The organism is Streptomyces sp. NPDC030021 (assembly GCF_055574035.1).
Genome location: NZ_JBVIAH010000002.1, coordinates 278,883 through 288,736 on the forward strand (window position 1 = coordinate 278,883; position 9,854 = coordinate 288,736).

Genomic DNA, 9,854 nt, shown 5'->3' on the forward strand with positions numbered 1-9,854 from the left:
GGCTGCCGCGGGTGCCGTGCGGGTGGGGCGGGCCGCTCAGACCTGTCCGGCGAACTCGTAGCCGGCCTCGTCCACGGCGGCGCGGACGTCCTCGTCCGCGAGCGGGGCGGCGGAGACCACGGTGACCTCGCCGGTCGCGGCGACGGCCTTGACCGTGCTGACGCCCGGCAGGGCGGAGATCTCGGTGGTCACCGCGCCCTCGCAGTGTCCGCAGGTCATGCCGGTCACCCGGTAGACGGTGGTGGTCTGGGTGTCCGTCTCGGCGGTCATGTCGTTCTCCTCTTCAGGGGCGTGTGCCGGTCACCGGGAGGGGCGGCCGATGGCTCCACCGTCCTCCCGACACTTCGAGATTATACCCCTGGGGGGTATCAAGGCGAGTATCGGCTCCCGGTTTCTCGATCCTGGTGGGAAAACTGGCCGGTATGGGCGAACTGTATGTAATTGGCTGAATGGATCACCCGGGAAGCCTCGCGGGGGCGCGTACGCGGGCACCGCGCTCACCGGTACGGCGGTGGGCGCGGTGGGCGCGTTCGGGCCGGCCCGCACCGCGGGCTGATCGCCGCGGCGGCCGTGATCCTGGCGGTGGTGATGGTGGCGATCGGCACCTCCCGGGTGACCGACACCAAGATGCTGGGGCTCGGGATCGCGCCGGCGGTCCTCATGGACGCCATGGTCGTCCGCAGCCTCCTGGTCCCGGCGGTGATGACCAGGACGGGCCCCTCACCCGGCGCCGCGGGAGTCAGTCCTCGCGGCGGCCCCGGTTCCCGGGCCGGCGGGCCACCCAGGCGCGCACGGTATCGGCGTACCAGTAGGGCTTGCCCGCCTCCACGTGGTCGGGCGTGGGCAGCAGCCCGTGCTTGCGGTAGGAGCGCACGGTGTCCGGCTGGACCCGGATGTGGGCGGCGATCTCCTTGTACGACCACAGCTGTCGGTCGCTCATGCTGGACACCTCCTTGTCCACGCCGCGGGGCCGGCCGGGAGGCCGTCGGGGGAGCCGGCGCGTGGACAGTGACGTTCACTCGGGTTGTGCCCGGGGAACGACGCGGAGTGACGGCAAGGGAGGGGCTGTCGATCTTCTGTGACGGAAGACCCGCGTAATGCGGACATGCGTGACAGAAGGGGGACCCCTGTGACAAGAGGGCCACAGGGGTCAGGTGGGGAATTGGCGGGGCGTCAGCGGTACAGGGCCGGCCGTTCCGTCAGCTCCACGGCGGCTCGTACGCCGGTGCGCGCCGCCGCGAGGCCCGCCTCGGAGACGGCGGCCGCCGCGTAGCCGTCCCACGCGTCGGGCCCCGCCACCCGGCCGCGCGCGGCCGCGGCCACCCAGCTCCGCAGCTGGCGGTCGTAGGCATCGGCGAAGCGCACCGTGAAGTCCTGATCGATGGCGCCGCCCCACCGGCCCGCCGACTGCACCACCATCGCGTGTCCGTCGCCGATCCGGGCGCTGCCCGCCTCGCCGACCGCCTCGCACTGCACCTGGTAGCCGAAACCGCAGTTGACGAAGATCTCCACGTCGACGACGGCCCCGCCGGAGGTCTCCAGCAACACCAGCCGGGGATCCCTCAGCCCCTCGGGAGCCGCCGCCGTGGGCCGCGGGGAGAGCACGGTGACGGCGGTGATCTCCTGCCCCAGCAGCCAGCGGGCCGCGTCCACCTCGTGCACCACCGAGTCACTGATCAGCATGTCGCTGGTGAAGAAGGACGGCGAGGAGGCATTGCGGTGCCGGCAGTGCAGGAAGAGGGGCCGCCCGATCCCGCCCGCGTCCAGCAGCTCCTTCAGCCGGGCGTACTCGGCGTCGTACCGCCGCATGAACCCCACCTGCACCAGGCGCCGCCCCAGTCGCTGTTCGGCCTCCATGACGCGCAGCGCCCCCGCCGGGTCCGGGGTCAGCGGCTTCTCGCACAGCACCGGCAGCTCCCGCTCCAGGGCGTGCAGGATCGCCTCCTCGTGGGCGGGTCCGGGCGAGGCGATCAGCACGGCCTGGACCCCGGGCGCGGCTATCGCAGCCGCCGGGTCGGTGTGCGCCGTCGCCCCGTCCAGGGTGCCCGCGACCTCCTTGACCCGGTCCCCGTCCGGGTCGGCCACGGCCACCACACGGGCCCCGCCCACCGTCCGCCCGATCCGGCGGACGTGGTCGGCGCCCATCTTCCCGGTGCCGATGACGGCGATGCCGAGCGTGCTCATGTCGTACTCCTCTTCCTTCCGAAGGGTCAGCGGGCGCCGCAGGAGCGGAGGTAGGCGCGGGTCCGCCGGGCGATCGGCAGCGGCCGGTCGGGCGGACAGGGGTACATGTCCTGCTCCACGATGGCGAACAGGTCCACGTCCAGACGCTGGGCCGCCGCGAGCACCGGTTCCAGCGCGGGCACCCCCGAGGGCGGTTCGCACATCACGCCACGGCCCACGGCCGGCCCGAAGGGCAGCCCCTCCGCGACGACTTCGGCGAGGATCCGCGGATCCACCTGCTTGAGGTGGAGGTAGCCGATCCGCTCGCCGAAGGTCTCCACGGCCTGCACGCTGTCCCCGCCGCAGTACGCGTAGTGCCCCGTGTCCAGACAGAGCGAGACCAGCCCGGGGTCGGTGGCGTCCAGGAAGCGGGCCACGTTCGAAGGGGTGTCGATGTGGGTGTCGGCGTGCGGGTGGACGACGATCCGCAGCCCGTACCGGTCCTGGACCTCCCGGCCGAGGCGCTCGGTCTGCGAGGTCAGTTCACGCCATTGGGCGGGGGTGAGGGTGCGGTCCTCCAGCACCTCCCCGGTCTTGTCGTCCCGCCAGAAGGAGGGGATGACGACGAGATGGGCCGCGCCCATGGCCTGGGTGAGCGCCGCGATCCGCGACACGTGCTCCCAGGTGTCCTCCCACACGGCGGGCCCGTGATGGAGTCCGGTGAAGACGGTTCCGGCCGAGACGCGCAGCCCGCGCTTGGCCGTTTCCCCGGCGAGGCGGGCGGGATCGGTGGGCAGATAGCCGTAGGGGCCGAGTTCGATCCACTCGTACCCGGCGTCGGCGACCTCGTCGAGGAAGCGTTCCCACGGGGTCTGCCGGGGGTCGTCGGGAAACCAGACACCCCAGGAGTCCGGAGCCGAACCGATGCGGATACGGGTCAACGCGGGCGGGGAGGACGTCATAACGGCCACCTTAGGGTGGAGGACCAATGGGAGGACTGACTGTGACCGGCACCGGCGATCCGTTCGCGTTCGACCTGATCACGATGGGCCGGATCGGGGTGGATCTCTACCCGTTGACGACGGGCATACCACTGGCCGAGGCGGAGACGTTCGGCAAGTTCCTGGGCGGCTCCCCGACCAACGTGGCCGTCGCCGCGGCCCGGCTGGGACGCCGGGTGGCGGTGATCACCCGCACCGGAGCGGACCCCTTCGGCGGGTATCTGCGGTCCGAGCTGCGGGGGTTCGGGGTGGACGACCGGTGGGTCGCCGAGGTCGCCGGGCTGCCGACCCCCATCACCTTCTGCGAGATCTTCCCGCCGGACCACTTCCCGCTGTACTTCTACCGGCTGCCGAAGGCACCGGATCTGCAGATCGTGGCGGACGAGGTGGACCTGGCGGCGGTACGGGCGGCCCGCGTGTTCTGGATGACGGGTACGGGCCTGAGCGAGGAGCCCTCACGGGCGGCGACGCTGGCGGCGCTGGAGGCCCGCGCGCGGACCGGGACGACCGTCTTCGACCTGGACTGGCGGCCGATGCTGTGGCGGGAGAAACCCGGGCCGTACTACGAGCGGGCGCTGCGGTCGGCGACGGTGGCCGTGGGGAACGCGGAGGAGTGCGAGATCGCCACGGGCGAGTCGGACCCGCATGCGGCGGCGCGGGCGCTGCTCGCGGCGGGTGTGGAACTGGCGGTCGTCAAGCGCGGCCCGGAGGGCGTACTGGCGGTCCACCGCGACGGCACGGTGGCGGAGGTCCCGCCGGTGCCGGTGGAGGTGGTCAACGGGCTGGGCGCGGGGGACGCGTTCGGCGGGGCGCTGTGCCATGGGCTGCTGGCGGGGTGGGAACTGGAGCGGGTGATGCGGTACGCGAACGCGGCCGGGGCGATCGTCGCCACGCGGCTGGCGTGCGCGGCGGCGATGCCGTTCTCTCACGAGGTGGAGGAGGTGCTGGGGCGTGCCGGTGGTGTCTGAGTGGGGGATGGAGTGGACGAGGTTGATGATCCTCGACCTGGCCCCGGGGGAGGTGTACGCGCACGCGTGCGGGGAGTACGAGTGGATCGTGCTCCCCCTGTCGGGCGGGTGCCAGGTCCGCTGCCGGGCTCTGCCCGGACCCGCGCCTCAAACTCCCCCAGCTACCGCTGGGAGGTACCCCCTGGCGGGGCTGAAAGAGCGGGGCTCTGCCCCGAATCCTGCCTCCCGTCCTCCGGCGGGTCCGGAGGACGGGGGCTCTGGCCCAGGGGCAAATCCAGCCTCGCCGGCGTTTGAGGCGCGGGGGTTCGGGGGCGGCGCCCCCGCAGCGGAGCCGCAGGTGTTCGAACTGACGGGGCGAGAAGGGGTGTTCAACGGCATCACCGACTTCGTCTACCTGCCGCGGGACGCGGACGCGGAGGTCCGGTCGGCCGCGGGGGGCCGGTTCGCGCTGGCCGGTGCGCGGTGTGCGACACGGCTGCCCGCCCGGTACGGCCCCGCCGCCGGCGTCCCCGTAGAGCTCCGCGGCGCGGGCCAGTGCTCGCGGCAGGTCAACAACTTCGCCGCCGCCGGCCCGGACGGCTTCGACTGCGACCGGCTCATCGCCGTCGAGGTGCTCACCCCCGGCGGGAACTGGTCCTCGTACCCGCCCCACAAGCACGACGAGCACCACCCCGGCGAGGAGTCCCGCCTGGAGGAGATCTACTACTTCGAGATCGCCCCGCACGGGGACACCCCCGGCCTCGGCTACCAGCGCGTCACCCCCTCCCCGGCCGGGAAGACCGACATCCTCACCGAGGTGCGGACCGGGGACGCGGTGCTGATCCCCGACGGCTGGCACGGGCCGTCCATGGCCGCCCCCGGGCACGACATGTACTACCTGAACGTGATGGCCGGACCGGGCGCGACCCGGGAGTGGCTGATCCGCGACCACCCCGACCACGGCTGGATCCGCGGCAGCTGGGACGGGCAGGACATCGACCCCCGGCTGCCCTTCTCCCGAACGGAGGACCACCGGTGAGGCTCACCGTCGCGCAGGCGCTCGTCCGCTTCCTGTCCCGCCAGTACACCGAGCGCGACGGACACCGGCACCGGCTGATCGCCGCCACCTGGGGCATCTTCGGGCACGGGAACGTGGCGGGCATCGGCCAGGCCCTCCTGGAGAGCGGGCCCGAGGCCATGCCCTTCCTCCAGGGCCGCAACGAGCAGGCCATGGTGCACGCCGCCGTCGGATACGCCCGCCAGTGCGGCCGCCTCTCCGCGCACGCCGTCACCACCTCCATCGGGCCCGGCGCCACCAACCTCGTCACCGGCGCCGCCCTCGCCACCATCAACCGGATCCCGGTGCTCCTGCTGCCCGGCGACACCTTCGCCACCCGGCCCGCCGACCCCGTGCTCCAGCAGCTGGAGGTCCCGTACGCCGGGGACATCTCCGTCAACGACACCCTGCGCCCCGTCTCCCGCCACTTCGACCGGATCACCCGCCCCGAGGCCCTGATCCCGGCCGCCCTCCAGGCCGTACGGGTGCTCACCGACCCCGTGCAGACCGGCGCCGTCACCCTCGCGCTGCCGCAGGACGTGCAGGCGCAGGCGTACGACTGGCCGGAGGAGTTCTTCGCCGAGCGCGTGTGGGGCGTGCGCCGGCCGCGGCCCGACCGGCACGAGCTGGCCCGCGCCGCCGAGGCCGTACGGGGCTCCGCGCGCCCGCTGATCGTCGCCGGCGGCGGGATCCGGCACAGCGAGGCCCGCGCGGCGCTGGCCGCCTTCGCCGAGGCCACGGGGATTCCGGTCGCCGTCACCCAGGCGGGCAAGGGCGTCCTGCCGTACGGGCACCCCGCCGACGTGGGCGGGATCGGTCACACCGGCACCTCCACCGCCGCCGCGCTCGCCCGGGAGGCCGACCTCGTCATCGCCGCCGGAACCCGGCTGACCGATTTCACCACCGCCTCCGCGACCCTCTTCCAGAACCCCGCCGTCCGGTTCCTCGGCCTCAACCTGGACCCGTACGACGCCCACAAACTCGCCGCCCTGCCCCTGGTCGCCGACGCCCGCGAGGGACTCGACGAGCTGCGGGGCGCCCTCGCCGGCCATCGCACGGACCCGGCGTACGGGGCGCGGTACGCGGCGGAGCGGGCGCGCTGGGAGAGCCGCGTCGAGGGGGCCTACGCCGTCCCGGAGGCGGCGGAGGACGCCGCACCCACCCAGGCCCAGGTGCTCGGGCTGCTCGACGCCCTGGTCGACGACACCGACATCCTGATCAACGCGGCCGGCTCCCTCCCCGGCGACCTGCACAAGCTGTGGCGGGCCCGGTCGCAGGACCAGTACCACGTGGAGTACGGGTACTCCTGCATGGGCTACGAGATCCCGGCGGCGATCGGCGTGGCGCTGGCCGCACCCGGCCGGCCGGTGTGGGCGCTGGTCGGCGACGGGACGTACCTGATGAATCCGACCGAGATCGTCACGGCCGTCCAGGAGGGCATCCCGATCAAGGTGGTAATCCTCGACAACCACGGCTACGCCTCCATCGGAGGCCTGTCGGGGGCCGTGGGCGGCGAGGGCTTCGGCACCGCCTACCGCTTCCGGGCGCCCGACTCCGGATACACGGGGGACCCCCTTCCGGTGGACCTCGCGGCCAACGCGGGCTCCCTCGGAATGGCCGTGATCCGCGCCCGCACCACGCGTGACCTGCGCGAAGCCCTCGCCGAGGCCCGTTCGGCGACCCGACCCACATGTGTCTACGTACAGACCCGAACGCCCGACACTGTGTCGGGCCCACCCCCGGCACAGGCGTGGTGGGATGTTCCTGTGGCCGAGACCGCGACCCGCAAGGCCGCTGCCACGGCCCGTGAAGAGTACGACCGGCAAGCCGCGCAGCGACGTCGCCATCTGTGAAGGAGCAAGGCAATGAAGACCGTCAACCACTGGATCGGTGGCAAGACCGTCGAGGGCGCGTCGGGCAACTACGGCCCGGTCACCGACCCGGCCACCGGCGAGGTCACCACACAGGTGGCGCTCGCCTCGGCCGACGAGGTCGACGCGGCGGTACAGGTCGCCAAGGAGGCCTACCTCAGCTGGGGCCAGTCCTCGCTGGCCGCCCGCACCAAGGTGCTGTTCGCCTACCGCGCCCTGCTGGACGCCAACCGCGACGCCATCGCCGCCCTGATCACCGCTGAGCACGGCAAGGTCCACTCGGACGCGCTGGGCGAGGTCGCCCGCGGCCTGGAGATCGTCGAGCTGGCCTGCGGCATCACCACGCAGCTCAAGGGCGAGCTGTCCACGTCGGTCTCCAACCGGGTGGACGTCTCCTCGATCCGCCAGCCCCTGGGCGTCGTCGCGGGCATCACCCCGTTCAACTTTCCGGCGATGGTCCCGATGTGGATGTTCCCGCTGGCCGTGGCCTGCGGAAACACCTTCATCCTCAAGCCGAGCGAGAAGGACCCGTCGGCCGCCAACAAGCTCGCCGAACTGGCGAGCGAGGCCGGTCTGCCGGACGGCGTGCTGAACGTCGTCCACGGCGACAAGGTGGCCGTGGACGCGCTGCTCGCCCACCCGGGGATCGCGGCCGTCTCCTTCGTCGGCTCGACCCCGATCGCCCGCCACATCCACACCACCGCCTCGGCCAACGGCAAGCGCGTCCAGGCCCTGGGCGGCGCCAAGAACCACATGCTGGTCCTGCCGGACGCCGACCTGGACGCCGCCGCCGACGCGGCCGTGTCCGCGGCCTACGGCTCGGCCGGTGAGCGCTGCATGGCGATCTCCGCCGTCGTGGCCGTCGGCGCGATCGGCGACGAGCTCGTCGAGAAGATCCGCGAGCGCGCCGAGAAGATCAAGATCGGCCCCGGCAACGACCCGACCTCCGAGATGGGCCCGCTGATCACCGCCGCCCACCGCGACAAGGTCGCCTCGTACGTCAAGGGCGCGGCCGACCAGGGCGCGGAGGTCGTCCTCGACGGCACCGGCTTCACGGTCGAGGGCAACGAGAAGGGCCACTGGATCGGCCTGTCCCTGCTGGACCGCGTGAAGACCGACTCCGACGCCTACCGCGACGAGATCTTCGGACCGGTGCTGTGCGTGCTGCGCGCCGAGACCTACGAGGAGGGCGTGGCCCTCATCAACGCCTCGCCGTTCGGCAACGGCACCGCGATCTTCACCCGCGACGGCGGCGCCGCGCGCCGCTTCCAGCTGGAGATCGAGGCCGGCATGGTCGGCGTCAACGTCCCGATCCCGGTGCCGGTGGGCTACCACTCCTTCGGTGGCTGGAAGGACTCGCTCTTCGGCGACCACCACATCTACGGCAACGACGGCATCCACTTCTACACCCGCGGCAAGGTCGTCACGACCCGCTGGCCGGACCCGGCCGAGGGCCACCTCGGCGTGGACCTGGGCTTCCCCCGCAACCACTGACCCGCCCCGCCCCCAGCAGTCCCAGCAGCCCCCGGCCACCTTCCCCCGGCCGGGGGCTGCTGCCGTGACCGCCGGACGGCGTCGTTCGCGGGCAACGACGGCGGTCAGTGCGTCCGGGCCAGGTCCGGTACGGACTGCGGCTGTTCGCCCGCCGCGCGGCGGCGGCGCAGTACCCACACCATGGCGCCCGCGCCCGCCAGTACCAGGAGCAGGCCCACGGCCGGCCAGGGCACGGCGATGAAGTCGGTCCCGGACTCCGAGACCAGATCGGGGTGGGCCGCCGCGCCCGCCGTGATCTTGACGGTCACCCAGTCCGACTGGGGGGCGTCCGGCCACGGTTCGGTCAGTTCGATCCGCTGGCCCGGCAGCAGGGACAGCTTCAGCTCGCGGGCGGGCCGGTCCAGCACCTCGCGCCCGAACAACCCCTCGGCGGACACCGCCACCTTGGGCTCGACGACCACGTTGCCCCGGTTGACCAGCGCGTACGAGATCGTGGCGCGGGCGTTGCGCACCCAGGGCAGCAGCGGCGCCGAGCGGCTGACCCGTACGTCCTCCACGCTCAGCCCCGCCGTGACCGGCCCCGGGACCCGGAAGTACAGCCGGGCGCCCACCGAGCGCTTCACCCCGACCTGGACCTTGCCTTCCTGCTGCACGCCCTCCACGGCGGTGCCCAGGGCGACGATCCCGCCGACGTGGTCACCGGGCGTCGCGTCCGCCGGGACCTTCACGGTGAACGGGATGTCCTTGCGGCCCTTGGCGGGCACGGTGACGGTGCTCGCGGTCTCCGGCGTCAGCGTGACCCACGCGCCGACGTCCTTCGGCTTCGCCTCCACCGGCAGCAGCGCGAAGGCGCCGCCCGCCGGGGTGTTCACGGCGTCGGTGGCGAAGACCTGGAACGCCAGCTCCTTGTCGGAGGAGTTCACGATCGTCACGCTGTCGCTCAGCGTGCTCCCGGCCGCGCCCTGGTGGAAGAAGTACGCGCGGTCGGTCATCGCCGCACCGGCCGCGGGTGTCGGGAACACCCCCCACGTGCCGTTGTCCGCGGCGCTCGCCGCGGTGACCGGCAGCAGGCCCGCGCCGCCGAGCAGCAGGCCGAGGAGCAGACCGTGCAGGAGGGTGCGGGTGCGGCTACGGGTGCGGCTGCGGGTACGCGTGCGCATGGGCGGTCTCCAGTGGGCGCGGAAAGGGGAAAGGGGTGGCGGGGGGGGGGGGGGGGGCGCCCCCCCCCCCCAGAGGAAACAACGGGCCAAGGGGCTAGAAAGTGGAGAACATCTTGTAGGTGGTCTCGCACCCACAGGAAGGGAGGGGGGGCGTTCCCGCG

At 72.9% G+C, this 9,854-nt stretch carries 9 protein-coding genes and 1 pseudogene; 5 read left to right on the forward strand and 5 right to left on the reverse strand.

The features are described from left to right. Window positions 1-36: 36 nt before the first annotated feature. Window positions 37-270: a heavy-metal-associated domain-containing protein gene (locus ACZ4YL_RS04360; RefSeq protein ID WP_030384770.1), complete on the reverse strand. Its 234-nt coding sequence runs from the start codon at window positions 268-270 to the stop codon at window positions 37-39. A gap of 279 nt (window positions 271-549) precedes the next feature. Between ACZ4YL_RS04360 and ACZ4YL_RS04365 the strand changes: the two are divergent. Beyond that, a pseudogene (locus ACZ4YL_RS04365) lies at window positions 550-717 on the forward strand (MMPL family transporter); the annotation flags it as partial. Between the two features lie 22 nt (window positions 718-739). On the opposite strand, the gene ACZ4YL_RS04370 reads toward ACZ4YL_RS04365, so the two are convergent. From ACZ4YL_RS04370 to ACZ4YL_RS04380, 3 genes are all read right to left on the reverse strand, one after another. Continuing rightward, complete coding sequence (locus ACZ4YL_RS04370) at window positions 740-940, reverse strand: helix-turn-helix transcriptional regulator (RefSeq protein WP_383203117.1); 201 nt, start codon at window positions 938-940, stop codon at window positions 740-742. A 233-nt stretch (window positions 941-1,173) separates the two neighbouring features. Then, window positions 1,174-2,184 carry a Gfo/Idh/MocA family protein gene (locus tag ACZ4YL_RS04375; RefSeq protein ID WP_468113662.1) on the reverse strand — a complete coding sequence of 337 codons (1,011 nt, stop codon included), beginning with the start codon at window positions 2,182-2,184 and terminating at the stop codon, window positions 1,174-1,176. Window positions 2,185-2,210: 26 nt separating this feature from the next. After that, window positions 2,211-3,125: a sugar phosphate isomerase/epimerase family protein gene (locus tag ACZ4YL_RS04380; protein ID WP_468113663.1), complete on the reverse strand. Its 915-nt coding sequence runs from the start codon at window positions 3,123-3,125 to the stop codon at window positions 2,211-2,213. Between the two features lie 26 nt (window positions 3,126-3,151). Here ACZ4YL_RS04380 and iolC point away from each other — a divergent pair, with 26 nt between their 5' ends. Genes iolC through ACZ4YL_RS04400 form a run of 4 tightly spaced genes read left to right on the forward strand, consistent with a single transcriptional unit; the run spans window position 3,152 to window position 8,533 of the window. Further along, a complete protein-coding gene (gene iolC / locus ACZ4YL_RS04385; RefSeq protein ID WP_301371023.1) occupies window positions 3,152-4,132 on the forward strand; it encodes a 5-dehydro-2-deoxygluconokinase in 981 nt (326 codons plus the stop codon). A 7-nt stretch (window positions 4,133-4,139) separates the two neighbouring features. Beyond that, window positions 4,140-5,150: a 5-deoxy-glucuronate isomerase gene (iolB, locus tag ACZ4YL_RS04390; RefSeq protein ID WP_468114090.1), complete on the forward strand. Its 1,011-nt coding sequence runs from the start codon at window positions 4,140-4,142 to the stop codon at window positions 5,148-5,150. Next, entirely contained in the window at window positions 5,147-7,021 is a 1,875-nt protein-coding gene (gene iolD / locus ACZ4YL_RS04395; RefSeq protein ID WP_468113664.1) for a 3D-(3,5/4)-trihydroxycyclohexane-1,2-dione acylhydrolase (decyclizing), read from the forward strand. The genes iolB and iolD overlap by 4 nt, the downstream gene beginning before the upstream one ends. A 12-nt stretch (window positions 7,022-7,033) precedes the next feature. Beyond that, window positions 7,034-8,533 (forward strand): CoA-acylating methylmalonate-semialdehyde dehydrogenase, encoded by a 1,500-nt coding sequence (locus ACZ4YL_RS04400; protein WP_468113665.1) that lies wholly within the window; start codon window positions 7,034-7,036, stop codon window positions 8,531-8,533. A gap of 104 nt (window positions 8,534-8,637) precedes the next feature. Here the strand turns inward: ACZ4YL_RS04400 and ACZ4YL_RS04405 are convergent, their stop codons facing one another. Then, window positions 8,638-9,693, reverse strand: coding sequence for a WxL protein peptidoglycan domain-containing protein (locus tag ACZ4YL_RS04405; RefSeq protein WP_468113666.1), 1,056 nt, complete (start codon window positions 9,691-9,693; stop codon window positions 8,638-8,640). Between the last annotated feature and the right edge of the window lie 161 nt (window positions 9,694-9,854).

Excerpts from the sequence above, each read along its gene's own strand:
- ACZ4YL_RS04360 (WP_030384770.1), bottom strand. The coding sequence starts at position 270 with ATGACCGCCGAGACGGACACCCAGACCACCACCGTCTACCGGGTGACC.
- ACZ4YL_RS04370 (WP_383203117.1), bottom strand. The coding sequence starts at position 940 with ATGAGCGACCGACAGCTGTGGTCGTACAAGGAGATCGCCGCCCACATC.
- ACZ4YL_RS04375 (WP_468113662.1), bottom strand. The coding sequence starts at position 2,184 with ATGAGCACGCTCGGCATCGCCGTCATCGGCACCGGGAAGATGGGCGCC.
- ACZ4YL_RS04380 (WP_468113663.1), bottom strand. The coding sequence starts at position 3,125 with ATGACGTCCTCCCCGCCCGCGTTGACCCGTATCCGCATCGGTTCGGCT.
- iolC (WP_301371023.1), top strand. The coding sequence starts at position 3,152 with ATGGGAGGACTGACTGTGACCGGCACCGGCGATCCGTTCGCGTTCGAC.
- iolB (WP_468114090.1), top strand. The coding sequence starts at position 4,140 with ATGGAGTGGACGAGGTTGATGATCCTCGACCTGGCCCCGGGGGAGGTG.
- ACZ4YL_RS04400 (WP_468113665.1), top strand. The coding sequence starts at position 7,034 with ATGAAGACCGTCAACCACTGGATCGGTGGCAAGACCGTCGAGGGCGCG.
- ACZ4YL_RS04405 (WP_468113666.1), bottom strand. The coding sequence starts at position 9,693 with ATGCGCACGCGTACCCGCAGCCGCACCCGTAGCCGCACCCGCACCCTC.